This window comes from Streptomyces sp. NPDC028305 (assembly GCF_055569495.1).
The window spans coordinates 110,046-129,685 of record NZ_JBVHTN010000006.1 but is presented as its reverse complement, the minus strand read 5'-3'; the positions used below and the strand labels follow the sequence as shown (position 1 = coordinate 129,685).

Sequence of the window (19,640 nt, the reverse complement as noted above, 5' to 3'; positions counted from 1 at the left end):
GGGAGTGCGCGAGTTGGCGGGGCCGGTGCTCAGGCCTTGGCGCGGAGGACGTCGATGTTGCCGTACCGGGTGCGGGCGCGGACCTCGACGGTGTCCTCGGCCTTCTCCGGGCTCTCGGAGGCGGTGAGCGTGTTGCGCACGTGCCCGGAGCCGGAGCTGGCGTCGACCCAGGCGGCCGTGCCCTCGCGGATGCCGACCTCGATGGAGCCGAAGGAGGTCTCCAACTGGACGGTGCCACGGGCCACGTCGGCGACGCGCAGGGTGCCGTGGGCGGTGGTGGCGACGACCGAGCCCTCGGCGCGCGCGATGTCGATGGCGCCGTGGGCGCCGCTCACCCGCAGGTCGCCGCTCGCGGCCCCGACGGTCGTGGAACCGTGCGAGTTCTTCAGGACGGCGGAGCCGTCGACGAAGCCGACGCGCACGCTGCCGGTGCTGGTGGTGATCTCGGCCATGCCCTCGATCCGGTCGACGGTGATCGAGCCGTGGGAGGCGGTCAGCTTCAGCGGCCCGGTGGTGTCGAGGCGGACGTCACCGGCCGAGGTCTTCACCCGGGCCTCGCCGAGCCGGCCCTCGCCGAGCACCTGGGCCCAGGCACCGGTCATGTCGATGCGTGAGCCCGTGGGCAGTTCGACCGTCACATCGACGATGCCGGGGCGGCGAAGCGAACTGCGGTGCTTGGGGGTCCTGACGGTCAGGGTGCCGCTCGCGTACGTGACCTCGGCCTGCTCGGCGGCGCGCACGTCCCGGTCCTTCTTCGGGTCGCGGGGCTGCACCTCGACGACGGTGTCGATGCGGTCGCTCGCGGTGAAGCGGATCGAGCCGGCCTCCACGTGGGCGGTGACGGAGATCGCTTCGGGAGTGTCGAAAGAAGGCATGGCTGTCCCGTCCTCTTGGGTCTTGGTGGCGTCCCTGCTGGTGGGACGCGGTGGGTGAGTGAAGTGGTGCGGGCGGGCGGCGCGGCTATCGCACCCAGCCCGTGAAGCTCTGTCCGACGCTGTGGGTCTTCGTCGTCGTACGCGGCCGGGTGCCGCCGTCGACCGCGGCCGACACGGCCCGCACCAGCCACGAGTTGACCGACAGGCCCTCGCGGCTCGCGGCCTCCTCGGCGCGGGCCTTGAGGTGGGCCGGCAGCCGCAGATTGACGCGGGCGGTGCCGCCCTCGTCGCCGTCGGCCGGGGGCGGGGGGCTGAGTGGTTCGGCGGGCGCGGTCGGCTCCGCGGGGACGCCGCTTTCGGCGGGCGGCAGTGTCACCACGAAGTCGGGGTCCAGCCCGCGCAGCCGTACGTCGACCGAGCCGGGGGCGAGTTCGCGAGTGATCTCGTCCATCGCGGCGGAGAGCACGTTGAGCATGACCAGCCGGGTCGCCGACTCCAGGGGGGCGGTGAGCCGCTCGGCCAGCTCGCGGGCGTCCTCCCCGCCGGCTTCGGCGGCCACCGCGAGTTCGCGGCGGAGGGTGTCGACATACGGGGTGAGGTCCATGACGTCATCATGGCACCACTATGGCGCCATCCGCAATCCCTGATGGCGTCTTATGGGGTTCGGGTTCGAGGGAAGCCGCCCTGAGCTGCGGAGACGTGAAAGCGGTGGCCTGAGTCATGGTGGCGCCATGCGCCCGCATGTGCTTTGAGGGGCCCGGAATGGCGCCGGGTGGCGCCGGGTGGCACCGGATGGCGCCAAGCGGTGCCATGTGGTGTTCCGGCCTGGCCGACGACTTTCGCGTCGAGTTCCGCCGCGTGGCCGTCGCCGTCCCCTGGCGGGCGGCGACGGGCCCGGCGCCTCAGCCCCAGCCTGCGGGCGGCGTCCGGCTGATCTCGCACCAGACCACCTTGGATGCGGGGCTCCATAGCTCGCCGGTGAGCGGGAAGTGATTCCAGCTGTCGGCGAGCAACTCCAGCAGCTGTAGCCCCCGCCCGCATTCGCTGTCCGTGTGGATCTCCCGGCGGTTGGGGGGTGTCGCGCTGGTGTCCCAGACCGTCATGCGCAACCGCTCGGCGGACCACTTCACCCGCAGGTCGGCCTCACCCCCGGCGTGCACGATCGCGTTGGTGAGCATCTCGCTGGCCGGCAGCTCGGCCCGATCGACCAGTTCGGGCAGCTCGTGCGCGGTGAGGGCGGTGCGGAGGGAGGCCCGGGCGACGCGGACGGCGCGGGGGTCGTGGGGGATGTGCAGGCAGTATTCGAAGGGCGCGACGGCAGGGGTGGCGAGGGGCATGAGGGCCTCCTGTGGCGCGGCGGGGTGTGCGAACTCCGGCCGACCGGACGTTTCGCTCGGTGAGTGATGTGATACTCAACGCAGGGTGCTACGTAGCACCGGCGCAACGTAGTACGCCACGTTCGCTCAAACGGGGCGGTCCATGGCAGGGTGGCGCGGCAGTTGCTGAGTAGCAGGGAGTAGGCGCATGCCGCCGAGGAGTAACCCCACCGCCCGTCAGGAGCGGCTGGGCGCCGAGCTGCGGAAGCTGCGGGAGCGGGCCGGGATGACCGCACGAGAGGCCGCCAAGCGCCTGGGCGTGAGCCCCATGCAGATGAGTCACATGGAGGTCGGCCGTCTCGGCGTCAGCGAGGAACGGCTGCGCACACTCGCCGACCAATACCGCTGCGGGGACGAGGCGTTGGCCGACGCACTGGCGGCGATGGCGACGGAGCGGGTGCGAGGCTGGTGGGAGGAGTATCGCGGCACCCTCGCCTCGACGTCGCTGGATCTCGCTGCTCTGGAGTGGCACTCCCGTGGGATGCGAAGCTTGCAGGTGGTGCACATTCCGGGGCTGCTCCAAGTGGAGCCGTATATGCGGGCCCTGTTCACCTACGCGCGCTCCGTCCACGCCTCGGACCACCTTGAGGCGGTCATCGACTTCCGTCTGCGACGTCGTGCCGTGCTTGAGTGTGAAGATCCGCCCAGCTTCACGGCGATCATCCACGAGGCCGCGCTGTTGATGAAGGTCGGCGACCCTAAGACGTCTCGTGAGCAGCTGGGCTTCATCCTGGAGACTTCCGAACTCCCGAACGTCACCGTACGGATCGTGCCCTTCTCGGCGGAGGGGTTCGCGGGCATGGGCTACGCCATGACGTACGCGGCAGGTCCTGTTCCGGGACTCGATACCGTGCAGATTGACCACATGCATGGCATCGACTTCCTGCACGCGGAGGCGCAACTCAACTACTACCGCGCTCTCCTCAGTACCGTCGAGGCATCGGCGATCAGCCCCGAGAAGTCGCGAGACTTCATTCACCGCATCGCACGAGAGCTGTAGAGGATCAGGACATGCATCAAGCCCGCTGGCGAAAGTCCTCCTTTTCCGGGACCGGCCCCGACAACAACTGCCTGGAACTCGCCGCCGCCAACGGCGCGATACACCTCCGCGAGAGCGAGGCCCCCGGCACAGCCATACGCACCGCCCCGCGCCCGCTCGCGGCCTTCATCCGGGCGGCCAAGGCGGGGGAGTTCGACCACTTGTGGTGAGTATGAGACGGCGACACGCCGACGGCACGGCGTGTCGCCGTCTCATACTCACCACAAACCGGGTTGTCCACAGGCCCAGGCGGGGCCGGCGCCCAGGGCGGCGTGGTGCTGACGGCTCAGGCTCTGGCGGGCGGGTGGAATCAGAGCCAGTTGAACCGATGCCTGGTGAGCGACGGGTGGACGCGCATCGGTCGCGGGGTCTGGGCGGAGCCGGGGCGGGCGGTGGACGTGGTGACGCTGTTGTGGGCGAACCAGCTCGCGCATCCGCAACTGGTGGTGAGCCATACGGCGGCTGCCGTACTGCACGACATCGAAACGTGCATGGAGCGCGTGGAGTTCACCGGGCCCCGCAGCCGTAGACCCACGTTGCACGGTGGGGTGCTGCATCGGCTGCCGTTGGGCGCGGATGAGATCACCACCGTGGCCGGGGGGCTGAGAGTCACGACCGTGGCGCGCACCATGGCGGATCTGTTGCGGGCTGGGCCGCGGGACTGGGCGTTGGTGGCTGTGGAGTCCGCCGTGAGCCGGCGTCCCCGCCGGGGCCAAGATGGAGCGGGACGGCGGCGGGAGCCGTGCACCACGCTCGGGGAGATCGCCCGCGCCCTGGAGAGCGGGACCCCGCCGCAGGGCACGAGGGCAGCGCGCGAGTGGCTGGCGATGGCGGACCCGAAGGCCGGGTCGCCCGCGGAGACGGTTGCCCGGCTGCGGATGAACGACGCGGGGCTCTACCCGGAGTCACAGGTGGCACTCATCGCCCCGGCAGGGCGGCGGATCTTCCCTGACTTTCTGTTCCGGGGGCAGGGCTTGGTGGTGGAGATCGAGGGCTACCGGTGGCACGGCAGCCGGGCCCAGCACCAGAGGGACACGGTCCGCTTCAACGACCTGATGTCGTGCGCGGAAGTGCGCCGCATTCTGAGGTTCACGGCGAGCGATGTGTACCGGCGCCCCGGCGCGATGATTCGCGACATCCGGGGCGCCTTGGCACAGCTGTCTGGTGTCCGGACCGCTTCGTAGCGGGCTGAGCCGTCGGCGACGTAGCGGAACGGCAGGCTCGTCGTCAGGTGAGGGTTTCGCCGCCGTCGACGGTGATGACCTGGCCGGTGACGTAGTTGTTGGCCATGAGGAAGAGGGCCGAGGCGGCGGCTTCTTCGGCGGTGCCGAAGCGGCCGAGGGGAGCGGTCGATCCGGCGGCGGCGATCGCTTCGTCGGAGTCCAGCCCCGGCAGCGAGCGCAGGAGCGGGGTGTCGATCCGGCCGAAGCGGACGGTGTTCACGCGCAGCCGTGCGGGGGCGAGCTCCACGGCGAGGGCCTTGGTGAGGGTCTCCACGGCACCGCCGACCGACAGCGGGGCGGTCATTCCGGGCATGGGACGGACCACGAGGATCCCTGAGCTGAATGTGAGCGAGCCTCCCGCGGGAAGCCGGGTCGCTGCTGCGCGGGCGGCTGCGAAGGCCGGCCAGAGGCGGGAGTTGAAGGTGGTGCGGATGTCGTCCGCCGACAGCCCGGTCAGGGGGCCGGCGCCGCTGAGGCCGCCCGCGGTGAGGAGCACATGGTCGACGTGGCCCGCCCTGTCGAAGGCCTCGGCAAGGGTCCGCTCGTCGCCGCCGTCGCCGGTCACGCCCAGCACGGCGTCGTCGGGGTCCTCGGCGGGGTCCTCGGCCGGGCTTGCGCTGCGCACCCGGGCGACGGCGGCCCCGAGTCGGTCGGGGTCGCGGCCGATCAGTACGACGCGGGCGCCGACCGAACGCAGCAGGACGCCCGCGGCCAGCCCGATGCCCGAGCTTCCGCCGATGAGGACGGCGGTGGTGCCGGAGAGGGCGCTCGTCAGGGGCGAGCGAACGGGGATGGGAGTCGAGGTGTTCAAGGGAAAGGGCCTTCCGGTGGGTGGAATAAACCATCTGGTTGTTTTATTGCTGGGATCGATACTGCTGCCTGGGTGGAGAGGAGTCAACCGGATGGTTTAATTCGCTCATGGCCTATGACGCGGAGGACACCAGACGGCGGATCTTCGACGCCGCTGCCGCCGAGTTCGCCGAGCACGGCCTGGCGGGGGCCAGGGTCGACCGGATCGCGACGGTCGCCAGGGCCAACAAGCAGGCCATCTACCTGTACTACGGGAGCAAGGAGAAGCTGTTCGCCGCCATCCTGCGGGCGAAGCTCGAGGAGGTCCACGTCTGCGTCGCCGTCGATCCCGACGCGGTGGGCGAGTCGGTCGGGCAGCTCTTCGACTGGTACCAGGAACACCCGGAGCTGATCAGGCTGCTGCTGTGGGAGGCGCTGGAGGCGTCCGGCGAACCCGATGAGAGCGAGCGGGAGCGCCGTGACGGTTTCCGCGAGAAGGCTTGCCGGCTCGTGGACGGAGGCATGGCCCGCCACCTTCCGGAGGCTACACGCGTTCGCGCCGCGCAGGACCTGCTGTTCACCTTCATGGGACTGATCGCCTGGAACTTCGCGGTGCCCAGGATGTGCCGCATGATCCTGGACGAGGAGACCGACCAGGCCGCCCTTGCCCGCCGCCGCGAGACGGTGATCGAGGCCGCTCGCACACTCGCCACCGCCGCTGGACGCCGCCACGGCGAGGTTTCGGAGTAACGGAACTCAGCCGAACCCACCCCCTGCGATGAGCCGACGGCGATGTCACCGAGGCGCGCAGCGGGCGGCCCGTTCCAGGAGGAGTCGGCGTTCGCGGGCGTTGTGGGTCTGGGCGGCCGCTCGCTCGAATTCGGCGCGGGCTTCCGCCGGGCGGCCCAGGCGTTCCAGGAGGTCGCCGCGGACGCTGGGGAGCAGGTGGTAGCCCTTCAGGGCTGGGTCCTCGGTGAGGGCGTCGACGATTTCGAGGGCGGCCGCGGGGCCCTGGGACATGGCGACGGCGACGGCGCGGTTGAGCTCGATGACGGGGGAGGGGGTCAGGGTCATCAGCCGGCCGTACAGGGTGGCGATCGTGGTCCAGTCGGTGTCCTCGTAGCGGACCGCCTGGGCGTGGCAGGCGGCGATGGCGGCCTGGAGGGAGTACGGGCCGTGGCCGGCGCGGTGGAGGGACTCGACGCCGCGGCGGATGAGGAGGCGGTTCCACTTGGCGCGGTTCTGGTCGGCGAGGAGGACGGGTTCGCCGTCGGGGCCGGTGCGGGCCGGGATGCGGGAGGCCTGGAACTCCAGGAGTGCGGCCAGGCCGTGTACCTCGGGTTCCTTGGGCATCAGGCCGGCCAGGACGCGGGCGAGACGGAGGGCGTCCTCGCACAGGGCGGGGCGGACCAGGTCGTCGCCGGCGGTGGCGGCGTAGCCCTCGTTGAAGACGAGGTAGATGACTTCGAGGACGGAGGCGAGGCGGGCGGCCCGGTCGTCGCCGTACGGGACCTCGAAGGGGACGTCGGCCTTGGCGAGCGTGCGTTTGGCGCGGACGATGCGCTGGGCGACCGTCGGCTCGGGGGCGAGGAAGGCGCGGGCGATCTCCTGGGTGGTCAGCCCGCCCAGCAGCCGCAGGGTGAGCGCGACCCGGGCTCCGGTCGGCAGCACGGGGTGGCAGGCGGTGAAGATCAGCCGCAGCAGGTCGTCGTCGATGTCCTCGGCGGGGTCCTCGGAGTACTCGGGTGGGGAGGCGTCCGTGAGGGTCCGGCCGACCTCGGCCAGCTTGCGCGCGTAGGTCTCCTTGCGGCGTACGAGGTCGATCGCGCGGTGCTTGGCGGTGGCCATGAGCCAGGCGCCCGGCTTGTCCGGGACGCCCGACTCCGGCCACTGCTCCAGCGCGGCGACCAGAGCGTCCTGCGCGAGCTCCTCGGCCAGCCCCACGTCCCGCACGATGCGGGTGACGCCGGCGATGATCCGCGCGGACTCGATTCTGAAGACCGCCTCGATTGCCTGGACCGCTTCCGAGCTTGCTCCCGTCACGTCCACCCATCAGAGCAGCCGCGCCAGGTCGGGGCAAGCTAGGCCGGTCAGCCCTCGGCGATCTCGCGGACCTCGGCGGTGATGGTCCAGTAGTCCTCGTGGGTCTGGAGGAACCGCTTGGTCCACTCCAGCGCCTCGGCCTTGTCCTTGGCCTGGACGATCGAGTAGCCGCCGATGACCTCCTTGCTCTCGGTGAAGGGCCCGTCGGTGTAGCTGAGCTTGCCGCCGGACCAGGTCACCCGGGTGCCCTCGGAGGTCGGGGTGAGCCCGGCCGTGTCCAGCATCACTCCGGCCTTGGTGATCTCCTCCAGCAGCGCGCCCATGCGCTCCATGAGCTCGGGGCTGGGGCCCTCGGCGGGGGCGTTCTTCTCGTCGACGCGGATCAGGGTCATGAAGCGCGGCATGGTGTCTCCTTGGTTCCTTGGTTCCGTGGTTCCTTGGTTCTTCGGTACGGAGGGCGGGGGCTCTCTTCCCGCTCTCACCCTTGCGTCGAACGGGAGACGGCCGGATCGACAGCTCCGGTAAAAAATCTTCGGAGAGTTTTCCGCCCCGTGCGGCCGTGTGCGCCCGGGCGCAGGATGGGGGAAGGGGGCAGCAGGTGCCGACGCCCGTCGGCAGGGAAGTGGATGAGTACTGGTCGCACGCCACCCCGTCATCCCGTGCGCCGCACCCGCAGGGCGGGGCGGGGCGCCGGGAGCGAGCGCACCGATCGGATGCTGCGGACGCTGCTGCGCCGCCGCAAGGAGCCGTTGTCCCTCTCGGATGTCACGGTCGTGGACCGGCCGCGGCTGCGCCGGGCGGTCGCCGCCACGGCGGTCGGAAACACCATGGAGTGGTTCGACTTCGGCGTCTACGCGTATGTCGCGGTCACCCTCGGCAAGGTCTTCTTCCCGTCGAGTTCACCGGCGACGCAGGTGGTGTCGACCTTCGCCACCTTCGCGGTCGCGTTCCTGGTGCGCCCGCTGGGCGGGCTGGTCTTCGGGCCGCTGGGGGACCGCATCGGGCGGCGGCGGGTGCTCTCGACCACCATGATCATGATGGCGATCGGCACCTTCGCGGTGGGGCTGCTGCCCAGTTATGCGTCCGTCGGCATCGCGGCCCCGCTGCTGTTGCTGGCGTGCCGGGTGGTGCAGGGGTTTTCGACCGGGGGCGAGTACGCGGGGGCGACCACGTATATCGCCGAGTTCGCCCCGGACCGGCGCCGGGGCTTCCTGGGGAGCTGGCTGGACTTCGGGACGTTCGTCGGCTATTCGCTGGGGTCCGGTGTGGTGACGGTGTTGGCCGCCGTCCTCGGCGACCGGGGGATGGTCGACTGGGGCTGGCGGCTGCCGTTCCTGATCGCGGGGCCGCTGGGGCTGATCGGGCTGTATATGCGGCTGCGGCTGGAGGAGACCCCGGCGTTCCAGCAGGAGGCGAGGCGGGCGGCGGAGGCGGTCGGCGCCGGGCGCGCGGGCGTGGATCCGGTGGAGGAGGCGCGCCAGTCCGGCAGGGGCAGGCTGAAGGAGATCTTCACCCGGCACTGGCAGGCCGTGCTGATCTGCATGGGGCTGGTGCTGCTCTACAACGTCACCAACTACATGGTGACGTCCTACCTGCCGACGTATATGACCTCCACCCTCGGCCAGGACGCCACCACGGCCCAGGTGCTGGTGCTGGGCACCATGATTCTCGTCGCGTTGACGATCACGGTGGTGGGCCGCTCCTCCGACCGCTGGGGGCGCCGGCCGATGTTCATGGCCGGCAGTGTGGCGATGATCGCGCTCGCGCTCCCGGCGGTGCTGCTGATCCAGGCGGGCGGCATCCTGATGCCCGCCGTGGGCTGTGTGATTCTGGGGCTGCTGCTGGTGGTCTTCGCGGGGACCAGCGCGGCCACGCTGCCCGCGCTGTTTCCGACCCGGCTGCGCTACGGCGCCCTGTCGATCGCGTTCAACATCTCGGTGTCGCTGTTCGGCGGCACCACCCCGCTGGTCGCCTCCTGGCTGGTCGCCACGACCGGCGACACCCTGGTGCCGGCGTACTACCTGATGGCCGCGGGCGCCGTCGGCCTGATCTCCACGGTCTTCCTGCACGAGACGGCGGGCAGGCCGCTGCGCGGCTCCGGGCCCATGGTCGAGACCGTCGACGAGGCCCGGAGGCTGGTGGCCCTGAGCCGGGCCCGGGCGGGGCGGCGGGCGCGGGATGTGTGGATCAGACTGCGTCACCCGTGGGCGGCGGTGCAGCACCACCGGGACGGGGACGAGGGTCGGTGAGTTCGGTTCGTCCGATGTGTGCGGGTGCGGGGTTCCGAGGCGCACGATGGAAGTACGGCACAGGAGGTAACGCCATGTTGGAAGTCAAGACGATCGATAAGCCCGACGAGCGGCGCGACTTTCCCCGGGGCCACATCGAGGCCCTGCACCTGACCGGTCTCGATTTCGCCGTCGGCACCTTCGAGCCCGGCTGGCGCTGGAGGGAGTCGGTCCAGCCCATAGTCGGGACGGAAACCTGCGAGGTGCCGCACCGCGGGATCATGGCCCAGGGGCGGATGCGCGTCCGGATGGACGACGGGGCGGAGTCCGAGATCGGACCCGGCGATGTCTATGTCGTCCCGCCGGGGCATGAAGCATGGGTGGTCGGTGACGAACCGGCCGTGTTGTACGACGTCGCCGGCGAGATGGCCACCGACTACGCGAAGGCCAAAGGTTCGAGCTGAGTGGCGATGGGGGACAGGGGCGTCGCCGGGCGAGACCCGGCGGCGTCTCTCGTGCTCATGCCCGGCCCAGCGCCCTGGTGAGCGTGATCTCGATCAGCACCCGGTCCGGGTTGGGCGAGGGGGTGCGCTCGTAGCGCTCGGCGTAGCGGCGCACCGCGTCCTCGATGAGCTCGGCCTCGGTACGGATCACCGCCCGGCCCTCGAGCGTCGCCCACCGTTTCCCGGCGAACTGGCAGACGGCGACGGGCGCGCCGGAGGGGCCGGCCGCCTGGACGTGGGCGACCTTGCGGCTGTGCTTGTTGGCGATGACCCGAGCGATTCCGGCCGCCGGGTCGTATGTGACACCGACGGGGACCACATGCGGCGTGCCGTCGGGGCGCGGTGTGGTCAGGGTGCACACATGGCGCTCGCGCCAGAAGGCGAGGTAGGCGGGGTCGGGGTCGCGGGGGTCGAGAGCCATGGTGGCCAATCTATCGGCCAGGGCGTTCCCTCTCTCGACCGGCCACACTTGAGTGGAATAGACTCAACTTTACGGATGTTGGGCACGGCAGGGATTGAGTGCCATCAGCACGATGAGGAGGAGCACGGGGACGTGGACGCCGAGCTGACCAACAAGAGCCGGGCGGCGGTGAGCGCCGCCAATGACCGCGCCGTCTCCGCGGGGCACGCGGACCTGACGCCCGCGCATCTGCTGCTGGCCCTGGTGCAGGGCCAGGACAACGAGAACCTGATGGATCTGCTGGCCGCCGTGGACACCGACGCGGCCGTGGTGCGCGACGGCACCGAGCGGCTGCTGGCCGGGCTGGCCAGCGTGCGCGGGTCGACGGTCGCCCCGCCGCAGCCCAACCGGGAGCTGCTGGCGGTGCTGGCGGACGCCGGGCAGCGCGCCAAGGACCTGGGCGACGACTACGTCTCCACCGAACACCTGCTGATCGGCATCGCCGCCAAGGGCGGCCGGGCCGGCGAGCTGCTGGCCGAGCAGGGCGCGACCGCCAAGAAGCTGCTCGCCGCGTTCGAGAAGGCCAGGGGCGGGCAGCGGGTGACCAACCCGGACCCGGAGGGCACGTACAAGGCCCTGGAGAAGTTCGGCACCGACTTCACGGCCGCCGCCCGCGACGGCAAGCTCGACCCGGTCATCGGCCGGGACCAGGAGATCCGCCGCGTCGTCCAGGTGCTGTCGCGGCGCACCAAGAACAACCCGGTGCTGATCGGCGAGCCCGGCGTCGGCAAGACGGCCGTCGTCGAGGGCCTGGCCCAGCGGATCGTGAAGGGCGATGTGCCCGAGAGCCTGCGGAACAAGCGGCTGGTGGCGCTGGACCTGGGCGCGATGGTCGCGGGCGCCAAGTACCGCGGCGAGTTCGAGGAGCGGCTGAAGACCGTCCTGGCCGAGATCAAGTCCAGTGACGGGCAGATCATCACCTTCATCGACGAGCTGCACACCGTGGTCGGCGCGGGCGCCGGCGGCGACTCGGCCATGGACGCGGGCAACATGCTCAAGCCGATGCTCGCCCGCGGCGAGCTGCGCATGGTCGGCGCCACCACCCTCGACGAGTACCGCGAGCGGATCGAGAAGGACGCCGCGCTGGAGCGCCGCTTCCAGCAGGTGCTGGTCTCCGAGCCGACCGTCGAGGACACCGTCGCCATCCTGCGCGGGCTCAAGGGCCGCTACGAGGCGCACCACAAGGTGCAGATCGCGGACGGCGCGCTGGTCGCCGCCGCCACCCTGTCCGACCGCTACATCACCTCCCGCTTCCTCCCCGACAAGGCCATCGACCTGGTCGACGAGGCCGCCTCCCGGCTGCGCATGGAGATCGACTCCTCGCCCGTCGAGATCGACGAGCTCCAGCGCTCGGTCGACCGGATGAAGATGGAGGAGATGGCGCTCGCCCGGGAGACCGACGAGGCCAGCAGGCAGCGGCTGGAGAAGCTGCGCCGCGACCTCGCCGACAAGGAGGAGGAGCTGCGCGGGCTGACCGCGCGCTGGGAGAAGGAGAAGCAGGGCCTCAACCGGGTCGGCGAGCTGAAGGAGACCCTCGACGAGCTGCGCGGACAGGCCGAGCGGGCCCAGCGGGACGGGGACTTCGACTCCGCGTCCAAGCTGCTGTACGGGGAGATCCCCGCGGTCGAGCGCGAGCTGGAGGAGGCCTCCGCGGCCGAGGCCGAGGTCCAGGAGGGCCGCGGCACGATGGTCAAGGAGGAGGTCGGCCCGGACGACGTGGCCGATGTGGTCGCCTCCTGGACCGGGATCCCCGCCGGGCGGCTGCTGGAGGGCGAGACCCAGAAGCTGCTGCGCATGGAGGACGAGCTCGGCCGGCGGCTGATCGGCCAGACCGAGGCCGTACGGGCCGTGTCCGACGCGGTGCGCCGCACCCGGGCCGGGATCGCCGACCCCGACCGGCCGACCGGGTCGTTCCTCTTCCTCGGCCCGACCGGCGTCGGCAAGACCGAGCTGGCCAAGGCGCTCGCCGACTTCCTCTTCGACGACGAGCGGGCCATGGTCCGCATCGACATGAGCGAGTACGGCGAGAAGCACAGCGTCGCCCGGCTGGTCGGCGCGCCCCCCGGCTACGTCGGCTACGAGGAGGGCGGCCAGCTGACCGAGGCGGTGCGCCGCCGCCCGTACAGCGTGGTGCTGCTGGACGAGGTCGAGAAGGCCCACCCCGAGGTCTTCGACGTGCTGCTCCAGGTCCTGGACGACGGGCGGCTCACCGACGGCCAGGGCCGGACGGTGGACTTCCGGAACGCCATCCTGATCCTCACCTCCAACCTCGGCAGCCAGTACCTGGTGGACCCGCTGCTCAGCGAGGAGGAGAAGAAGCAGAGCGTGCTGGAGACCGTGCGGGTCTCCTTCAAGCCGGAGTTCCTGAACCGGCTGGACGACCTGGTGGTGTTCACCGCGCTCGGCCGGAGCGAGCTGGCCCGCATCGCCGAGCTCCAGGTCGACCGGCTCGCCGAGCGCCTGGCCGAGCGGCAGCTGAAGCTGGACGTCACCCCCGCCGCGCTGGCCTGGCTCGCGGAGGAGGGCAACGACCCGGCGTACGGGGCGCGGCCGCTGCGCCGCCTGGTCCAGACGGCGATCGGCGACCGGCTGGCCAAGGAGATCCTGGCGGGCGAGGTCCGGGACGGCGACACGGTCCGGGTGGACCGGGTCGGCGACGACCTGCTGGTCGGCCCGGCACAGTAGGCGCGTCGGACGGCCTGAGAGCGGCCGGCGGGGGCCCGTGGCGCCGGCGCCACGGGCCCCCGCCGGGGCCTTTCGATGAACGGATGCCGTAACCAGTACGTCCGGGCTTGCACGGTGGGGGCGGGTGTGAGGGAGGATGGCGGTATCCAGACGAAGGGAAATCCACGGTGAGCATCGACCCGTCCTCGATTCCGAATTTCGGGGGCCAGCCCGAGCCGCAACCGACGGGTCCGACGGGCCCCGTGCTGCCCGACCAGGACCTGGTCAAGCAGCTGCTGGAGCAGATGGAGCTGAAGTACGTCGTCGACGAGGAGGGGGACCTCGCCGCGCCGTGGGAGCAGTTCCGCACCTACTTCATGTTCCGTGGTGAGGAGGAGCAGCAGGTCTTCTCGGTCCGGACGTTCTACGACCGGCCGCACGAGATCGACGAGAAGCCGCGGCTGCTCGAGGCGATCGACGACTGGAACCGCCGCACGCTGTGGCCGAAGGTCTACAGCCACACCAACGACGACGGCACGGTCCGGTTGATCGGCGAGGCGCAGATGCTGATCGGCACCGGCGTCAGCCTGGAGCACTTCGTGTCCAGCACGGTCAGCTGGGTGCGGGCCTCGATCGAGTTCGACAAGTGGCTGGTCGAGCAGCTGGGCCTGGAGGCCGACATCGAGTCCGACGGCGACGAGAAGCCGGGCGACGACGAGGCCTGACGGCCGCCGCCCCACGGCCCCGCCCCGGCGGGAGCGCTCGTGTGCCCACATGGGGACCCGCGCTCACAGGGGGGCGCGGGCCACGGTCAGCAGATACGTCCCATAGACGAGGGAGAGCCCGGCCAGCGCGCCACCGGTCAGCACGGCGGCGCGCGGCCGGGCTCTCGCCATGGCCAGCGCCATCGGCAGCAGCAGCGGGAAGGCGGGCAGCAGAAAGCGCGGCTTGGAGGCGAAGTAGTTGCTGCCCCCGAGGGTGATGGCGACCAGCACCAGCGTGTAGACCAGCAGCGACATCGGCGGCCGGTCCACCGCGAGCAGCGCGAGCAGCAGCAGCGACACGCCCAGGATCACCAGCGCCACGAAGTACGTGAACGACGCCTTGCCGATGAGCAGGTACCGGACGAACCGGAGGGCGTTCGCGCCGAAGTCGAACCGGGACCCCCACTCGTCCTGGACGGCGAAGTAGCCGCGCCAGCTGCCGCGCCGATAGCCCACCCAGGCCAGATAGCCGAGCCAGCCCAGCGGCGAGAGCGCCGCGCCCGCCCACACCCGCCAGGACCCCTGTGCGCGGCCCCGGCCCCGCCACAGCTCGGCGGCGGCGCAGCAGCAGACCGCCGCCGCGACGGCGATGCCGTTCGGCCGCGAGGCCCCGGCCAGCAGGGCCAGCGCCCCCGCCCACACCCAGCGCCGGGTCAGCACCGCGTACAGCGACCAGGCGGCCAGCGCGGTCAGCAGCGGCTCGGTGTACGCCATGGACTGCACGATCGCGTGCGGCAGCAGCCCCCACAGCACCACCAGCACCGTGGCCACGCGCCGCCCGTGCAGCCGCTCCCCGATGGCGTGGATCCCCCAGGCCGCGACGCCCGACGCCACCCAGGCGACCAGCAGCCCGGCGGTCACCGCCGTGATGGGCAGCACGGTGGTGAGGGTCCGCATGAGCATCGGGAACAGCGGGAAGAAGGCCATGTCGCTGAAGGGGACGCCGTGCTTGGCGGGGTCCGGCGGCAGGGCGCTGTTGTAGCCGTGCCGGACGATGTCCACGTACCAGACGCTGTCCCACGAGTAGCCGAGCAGCGTCCGCGGGTGCTTGCCGACCCACCCGGCCCAGACCGCCATGCACACCAGCCCGGTCAGCCGGCTCGCGGCGTACAGCCCGAGCGCGGGCCCGGCCCGGCGCAGCGACGCGCGCAGCCGGTGCGCGGTGCGTCGCTGATCAGGGGGTTGTGCGGGCGGCTCCGGGGCCCGTATGGGCGCGGTGGTGTCGGCTGACACGGGGCACCTCCCGGAGGGGTACACACGGCGGTCGCGTGCCGAGCCCCGGGAATGCGGCGGGGCTCGGCACACCCTGACCATGCGCCCTCCCGCGCCCCGCCGCGACCGGGGTGACCCGTACGGGGGGCGTGGCTTCAGGCCGCGAGGGTTTTGAGGCGGGTCGCGGCCTCTTCCAGGACGCTGTCGCGCTTGCAGAAGGCGAAGCGGACGAAGGGGGCGCCCTGGTCCTGGTGGTCGTAGAAGACGGCGTTCGGGATGGCGACGACGCCGCAGCGCTCGGGGAGGGCGCGGCAGAAGGCGAAGCCGTCGGTCTCGCCGAGGGGGCGGATGTCGGTGGTGATGAAGTACGTGCCCGAGGGGCGGAAGACCCTGAAGCCCGCGTCGGCGAGGCCGCCGGCCAGCAGATCGCGCTTGGCCAGCAGGTCCTCGCGGATGCCGTGGAAGTAGCTGTCCGGCAGCCGCAGGGCCTCGGCGACCGCGTACTGGAAGGGGCCGGAGGAGACGTAGGTGAGGAACTGCTTGGCGGAGCGGACCGCCGCGACCAGCTCCGGCGAGCCGGTGATCCAGCCGACCTTCCATCCCGTGAAGGAGAAGGTCTTGCCCGCCGAGCTGATGGTGACGGTGCGCTCGCGCATGCCGGGGAAGGAGGCGAGCGGGGTGTGCTCGGTGCCGAAGACCAGGTGCTCATAGACCTCGTCCGTCACCACCAGCAGATCGCGCTCGACCGCGAGCTCGGCGACCGCGGCGAGCTCGGCGCGGCTGAGCACGGTGCCGGTGGGGTTGTGCGGGGTGTTGAGGAGGATGAGCCGGGTGCGGTCGGTGACCGCGGCGCGCAGCTCGTCCAGGTCGAGCCGGAAGGCGGGGCGGGGCCCGGTGACGTCCGGGCGGAGCGTGACCGGGACGCGGGTGCCGCCGGCCATCGCGATGCAGGCGGCGTACGAGTCGTAGTACGGCTCGAGGGCGATCACCTCGTCGCCCGGCTCCACCAGCGCGAGCAGCGAGGCGGCGATGGCCTCGGTGGCGCCCGCGGTGACCAGCACCTCGCGGTCCGGGTCGTAGGACAGCCCGTACCACCGCTGTTGGTGCTCGGTGACGGCGGTGCGCAGCTCGGGGACGCCCGGTCCGGGCGGGTACTGGTTGCCGTGGCCGTCGCGCAGCGCGCGGACCGCGGCCTCCCGTACCTCTTCGGGGCCGTCGCTGTCGGGGAAGCCCTGGCCGAGGTTGATCGAGCCGGTGCGCACGGCGAGCGCGGACATCTCGGCGAAGATCGTGGTGCGGAATTCGGCCAGGCGGCGGTTGAGCAGCGGTCGTCCCATGGGGGCCATCCTGCGCCTAACCTCTGGAGTTCCTCAACTCCGCTTTGACACTCCGGCTGCCCGGGCATCGTTCATGACAGGTAGGGACCGGTGACCTGATACGGGGAGTACGGGGGAGAGTACGGGGGATACCGGACACCGGACCGAACACGGGGGACACGGGGGAACGGAAGGGAGTGAGGTCCGATGACCTTCATGGTCGTCCTGATCGTGGTGGCGTTCGCCGTCGCGGTGCTGGCCGCGCTCGGCACCGCGCGGACCCGGCGGGCCCGGGCCTGGGGCAGCTCGGCGTACGGCGGCGGGGCCGACGACAGCAGCTGGTGGGCCGGGAGTGACGGGGGCGGAGGACACGGAAACGGGGGGCACGGGGGACACAGCGGAGGACATCACCACTCGTGCGCAGGCAGCGGGTCGTCGTGTGGGGGCGGCTCGTCGAGCGGCGGCGGTGGTGGCTGCGGAGGGAGCAGCTGACTCACGGGGGGTCAGCTTCTCCACCCGCCTGTGCGCCCGGCGTGCCAACGCACGCCGGGCGCACTTATGTTGGGCGCCAGTGCCTATTGAACACATGAACTGATAGGCGCCCGCAGGGGTGGAAACCTGGCGAAGATGGGTAAAAACGATGTGCTGCCCGCTCATTCCATGATTCCGTGTACCACCGACCCCACGGACCCCGCGTGGGCACGCTTCGGCGCATCCGAACGCGCCCGGCTCACGGCGGGGCGGGCCGGCCGATCTCTTCCCCCTGCGCTGTTTGCGGAGCCGACCCATGCTCACGACCCTCAAGACTGCCTATACCGACACCCGCGCCGACGACCTCGCCTGGAGTCTGGGGCGGGAACCGCTGCCGGCCCTGGCCGTGCTCGATCTGCGGCTGCGTGAGTTCTCCGTGCAGTTGAGGCTGCTCGGCGCCTCCCACCAGGTTCTCCTGGAGGGCGAGGGGGGCTCCTGCTCGGAGACCGTGGCCTGTATGTCGGGCAACAGCACCCCGCTCCCGATGGGCGTCTCCACCCTGGTCGACGGCCGTGAGTACGAATTCGCGGCGCGCGTGGAGGAGTTGTCGCGCGACGCGTTCGCGGGGCGCGCGCAGGAACTGCTCGCGCTGGTCGCGGACCATCCCCACGGGCTGGCCGGCACCTTTCCCGGCAGCCCGCACGCGTTCACGGCGATGGTCGCGCAGTGGCGGGACGGGAAGGTGAGCTGGCGGACCTGGCACGCCTATCCGCAGGAGGGGCGGCTGGTGGCGACGCGTACGTGCATGGGGGCGCGGGTGGCGGCGGCGCTCTGACGCCCGACCCCTCGAACCCGGTCTCGCCCTGAGAAGAGGGGCTCTAGGCACGGATGAGCGGCGGCCATTGCCTCCGTGTGGGTGACAAAGCGTGAGTGATGTGTGACGTAGCGTGCCCTTCGTGATCGATTCGTCGGTGCCCGCCACCCCGAGCGCGCCACCTCTCCCCGAGCCCGAGCGCCCGGCGCGGCTGCCCGTGCCGCCCGGGCTCGGCCGCTTCCTCGTGCTCGGCACCGTCTTCGTCTGCGCCGCCTGCGGGCTGGTCTACGAGCTCGAACTGGTCGCCCTCGCCTCCTATCTGATGGGCGATTCGGTCACCCAGGCGTCCGTCGTGCTGTCCGTCATGGTCTTCGCCATGGGCCTCGGCTCGCTGCTGGCCAAGCGGCTGCGCTGCCGCGCCGCCGTCGGCTTCGGCGCGATCGAGGCGGTGCTCGCGCTGGTCGGCGGCTGCTCGGCGATGGCGCTGTACGCGTGCTTCGTCTGGTCCGGGCAGTCGCGCGCCGCACTCGTCGGCTTCTCGCTGGCGATCGGGGTGCTGATCGGCGCCGAGGTGCCGCTGCTGATGACCCTCATCCAGCGGGTGCGGCGGCAGGACGCGGGCGGCGCGGTGGCCGACTTGTTCGCGGCGGACTACGTGGGCGCGCTGGTCGGCGGGCTGGCGTTCCCCTTTCTGCTGCTGCCCGCGCTCGGCCAGCTCACCGGCGCGCTGCTGACCGGCGCGGTCAACGCGGTCGCGGGCGGGGCGCTGGTGCTGTGGCTGTTCCGCCGCGATCTGAGCGCGCGGGCGCGGTGGACGCTGGTCGTGGCCAATGTGGTGGTGCTCGCCCTGCTGGCCGCCGCCGCGGCGCTGACCCCCGCCTTCGAGCGGGCCACCCGGCGAGCCGTGTACGGGCCGGACATACGGGTCGCCGTGCGGACCGGCGTCCAGGAGATCGTGCTGACCGGCGGTGGGGCGGACGGGCGGCCGCTGTCCCTCTTCCTCGACGGCCGGCTGCGGGTCAGCGGGCGCGACGAGCTCCGCTACCACGAGGGGCTGGTCCACCCGGCGATGGCCGGGCCGCACCGGCATGTGCTGGTGCTCGGCGGCGGCGACGGGCTCGCGGCGCGCGAGGTGCTGCGGTACGGCGGGGTCCGCTCGGTCACCGTGGTCGAACTCGACCCGGAGGTGGTGCGCCTGGCCCGCACCGACCCGGGGCTGACCTCCCTGAACGCGCACGCCTACCGCGATCCGCGGGTGCGGGTGGTGACCGCCGACGCGTTCGGCTGGCTGCGCGGGGCGGGAAGTCCCTACGGCCCGGCCGACGGCCCCCGCTCGCCTGGCCCGTCCGGCTCCTCTGACTCTTCTGGCTCCTCCGGCGCGTACGACGTGGTGATCTGCGATCTGCCCGACCCCGGCGTCACCCCCAGCACCAAGCTCTACTCCCAGGAGTTCTACGGGCTGGCCGAGCGCGTGCTGACGCCCGGCGGGCGGCTCGCGGTGCACGCGGGAACGCTGAGCGCCGACCCGAGGGCCTACTGGACGGTCGAGGCGACGGTGCGCTCCGTCGGCCTGCGGACCACGCCGTACACGGTCGGCGGGCGGCCGCCGGGCGGCGACTGGGGCTTTGTGCTGGCCGGGCGCGCCCCGGTCCGGCCGGCCCTGCCCGATCGCGGTCCGCGCCCGCGGACCCTGACGCCGGACGCGCTGCGCGCGGGCGTGCGGGAGGCGGCTCGCCAGCGGCAGCCGGGGCTGCCCGCCTCGACGCTGACGCACCCGCGGTACGCGCCGTGACCCCGCCGCCCGGAATTCACGCGGGTGCGCGGTGAAAGTCGCGCGGGAACGGGTCTCACGGGAGGCGCGAT

General features: G+C 71.7%; 20 protein-coding genes. 11 read left to right on the top strand and 9 right to left on the bottom strand.

Translation table 11 applies throughout. The features are described from left to right. Nucleotides 1-29: 29 nt before the first annotated feature. The 3 genes from ACZ4WQ_RS25915 to ACZ4WQ_RS25905 all read right to left on the bottom strand — a co-directional run bounded on the left by ACZ4WQ_RS25915 (nucleotide 30) and on the right by ACZ4WQ_RS25905 (nucleotide 2,212). The gene (locus ACZ4WQ_RS25915) at nucleotides 30-875 is read right to left on the bottom strand and encodes a DUF4097 family beta strand repeat-containing protein (protein ID WP_311729172.1); all 846 of its coding nucleotides are present in this window, start codon (nucleotides 873-875) and stop codon (nucleotides 30-32) included. Between the two features lie 85 nt (nucleotides 876-960). Next, a complete protein-coding gene (locus ACZ4WQ_RS25910) occupies nucleotides 961-1,479 on the bottom strand; it encodes a hypothetical protein (protein ID WP_398377428.1) in 519 nt (172 codons plus the stop codon). Between the two features lie 298 nt (nucleotides 1,480-1,777). Then, nucleotides 1,778-2,212, bottom strand: a complete 435-nt coding sequence (locus ACZ4WQ_RS25905; protein WP_398377427.1) for an ATP-binding protein — start codon at nucleotides 2,210-2,212, stop codon at nucleotides 1,778-1,780. Nucleotides 2,213-2,399: 187 nt separating this feature from the next. On the opposite strand from ACZ4WQ_RS25905, the gene ACZ4WQ_RS25900 reads away from it, so the two are divergent. The 3 genes from ACZ4WQ_RS25900 to ACZ4WQ_RS25890 all read left to right on the top strand — a co-directional run bounded on the left by ACZ4WQ_RS25900 (nucleotide 2,400) and on the right by ACZ4WQ_RS25890 (nucleotide 4,474). Beyond that, entirely contained in the window at nucleotides 2,400-3,251 is an 852-nt protein-coding gene (locus ACZ4WQ_RS25900) for a helix-turn-helix domain-containing protein (RefSeq protein WP_398377426.1), read from the top strand. A gap of 11 nt (nucleotides 3,252-3,262) precedes the next feature. Continuing rightward, complete coding sequence (locus ACZ4WQ_RS25895) at nucleotides 3,263-3,460, top strand: DUF397 domain-containing protein (protein WP_311729167.1); 198 nt, start codon at nucleotides 3,263-3,265, stop codon at nucleotides 3,458-3,460. A gap of 165 nt (nucleotides 3,461-3,625) precedes the next feature. Beyond that, nucleotides 3,626-4,474, top strand: a complete 849-nt coding sequence (locus ACZ4WQ_RS25890; RefSeq protein WP_398377425.1) for a hypothetical protein — start codon at nucleotides 3,626-3,628, stop codon at nucleotides 4,472-4,474. 43 nt (nucleotides 4,475-4,517) lie between these two features. Here ACZ4WQ_RS25890 and ACZ4WQ_RS25885 read toward each other — a convergent pair whose 3' ends face one another. Next, on the bottom strand, nucleotides 4,518-5,324 hold the full coding sequence (locus ACZ4WQ_RS25885; RefSeq protein ID WP_398377424.1) for an SDR family oxidoreductase: 807 nt from the start codon (nucleotides 5,322-5,324) through the stop codon (nucleotides 4,518-4,520). Nucleotides 5,325-5,431: 107 nt separating this feature from the next. Between ACZ4WQ_RS25885 and ACZ4WQ_RS25880 the strand changes: the two genes are divergently transcribed. Next, nucleotides 5,432-6,052 carry a TetR/AcrR family transcriptional regulator gene (locus ACZ4WQ_RS25880; RefSeq protein ID WP_398377422.1) on the top strand — a complete coding sequence of 207 codons (621 nt, stop codon included), beginning with the start codon at nucleotides 5,432-5,434 and terminating at the stop codon, nucleotides 6,050-6,052. Nucleotides 6,053-6,097: 45 nt separating this feature from the next. On the opposite strand, the gene ACZ4WQ_RS25875 is transcribed toward ACZ4WQ_RS25880, so the two are convergent. Together ACZ4WQ_RS25875 and ACZ4WQ_RS25870 are read right to left on the bottom strand one after the other, a co-directional pair. Beyond that, entirely contained in the window at nucleotides 6,098-7,345 is a 1,248-nt protein-coding gene (locus tag ACZ4WQ_RS25875) for an RNA polymerase sigma factor (protein ID WP_385351562.1), read from the bottom strand. Nucleotides 7,346-7,392: 47 nt separating this feature from the next. Continuing rightward, nucleotides 7,393-7,749 (bottom strand): YciI family protein, encoded by a 357-nt coding sequence (locus ACZ4WQ_RS25870; RefSeq protein ID WP_311729162.1) that lies wholly within the window; start codon nucleotides 7,747-7,749, stop codon nucleotides 7,393-7,395. A gap of 309 nt (nucleotides 7,750-8,058) precedes the next feature. Here ACZ4WQ_RS25870 and proP point away from each other — a divergent pair, with 309 nt between their 5' ends. Next, on the top strand, nucleotides 8,059-9,594 hold the full coding sequence (gene proP, locus ACZ4WQ_RS25865) for a glycine betaine/L-proline transporter ProP (RefSeq protein WP_398377434.1): 1,536 nt from the start codon (nucleotides 8,059-8,061) through the stop codon (nucleotides 9,592-9,594). Between the two features lie 74 nt (nucleotides 9,595-9,668). Beyond that, complete coding sequence (locus ACZ4WQ_RS25860; RefSeq protein WP_311729161.1) at nucleotides 9,669-10,037, top strand: cupin domain-containing protein; 369 nt, start codon at nucleotides 9,669-9,671, stop codon at nucleotides 10,035-10,037. A gap of 55 nt (nucleotides 10,038-10,092) precedes the next feature. Here the strand turns inward: ACZ4WQ_RS25860 and ACZ4WQ_RS25855 are convergent, their stop codons facing one another. Next, nucleotides 10,093-10,497: a pyridoxamine 5'-phosphate oxidase family protein gene (locus ACZ4WQ_RS25855; RefSeq protein ID WP_358849397.1), complete on the bottom strand. Its 405-nt coding sequence runs from the start codon at nucleotides 10,495-10,497 to the stop codon at nucleotides 10,093-10,095. Nucleotides 10,498-10,629: 132 nt separating this feature from the next. Between ACZ4WQ_RS25855 and clpB the strand changes: the two genes are divergently transcribed. Continuing rightward, nucleotides 10,630-13,221 (top strand): ATP-dependent chaperone ClpB, encoded by a 2,592-nt coding sequence (gene clpB, locus ACZ4WQ_RS25850; RefSeq protein ID WP_311729159.1) that lies wholly within the window; start codon nucleotides 10,630-10,632, stop codon nucleotides 13,219-13,221. 167 nt (nucleotides 13,222-13,388) lie between these two features. Then, nucleotides 13,389-13,925 (top strand): YbjN domain-containing protein, encoded by a 537-nt coding sequence (locus tag ACZ4WQ_RS25845; RefSeq protein WP_311729158.1) that lies wholly within the window; start codon nucleotides 13,389-13,391, stop codon nucleotides 13,923-13,925. Between the two features lie 63 nt (nucleotides 13,926-13,988). On the opposite strand, the gene ACZ4WQ_RS25840 is transcribed toward ACZ4WQ_RS25845, so the two are convergent. Continuing rightward, nucleotides 13,989-15,197 (bottom strand): hypothetical protein, encoded by a 1,209-nt coding sequence (locus ACZ4WQ_RS25840; RefSeq protein ID WP_398377420.1) that lies wholly within the window; start codon nucleotides 15,195-15,197, stop codon nucleotides 13,989-13,991. Nucleotides 15,198-15,331: 134 nt separating this feature from the next. Further along, entirely contained in the window at nucleotides 15,332-16,522 is a 1,191-nt protein-coding gene (locus ACZ4WQ_RS25835) for a pyridoxal phosphate-dependent aminotransferase (protein WP_398377419.1), read from the bottom strand. A gap of 177 nt (nucleotides 16,523-16,699) precedes the next feature. Here ACZ4WQ_RS25835 and ACZ4WQ_RS25830 point away from each other — a divergent pair, with 177 nt between their 5' ends. The 3 genes from ACZ4WQ_RS25830 to ACZ4WQ_RS25820 all read left to right on the top strand — a co-directional run bounded on the left by ACZ4WQ_RS25830 (nucleotide 16,700) and on the right by ACZ4WQ_RS25820 (nucleotide 19,569). Further along, nucleotides 16,700-16,984, top strand: coding sequence for a hypothetical protein (locus ACZ4WQ_RS25830; RefSeq protein ID WP_398377417.1), 285 nt, complete (start codon nucleotides 16,700-16,702; stop codon nucleotides 16,982-16,984). A gap of 295 nt (nucleotides 16,985-17,279) precedes the next feature. Continuing rightward, nucleotides 17,280-17,798, top strand: coding sequence for a DUF2617 family protein (locus ACZ4WQ_RS25825; RefSeq protein WP_311729154.1), 519 nt, complete (start codon nucleotides 17,280-17,282; stop codon nucleotides 17,796-17,798). A 121-nt stretch (nucleotides 17,799-17,919) separates the two neighbouring features. Continuing rightward, the gene (locus ACZ4WQ_RS25820) at nucleotides 17,920-19,569 is read left to right on the top strand and encodes a polyamine aminopropyltransferase (protein ID WP_385351542.1); all 1,650 of its coding nucleotides are present in this window, start codon (nucleotides 17,920-17,922) and stop codon (nucleotides 19,567-19,569) included. Nucleotides 19,570-19,640: the final 71 nt, after the last annotated feature.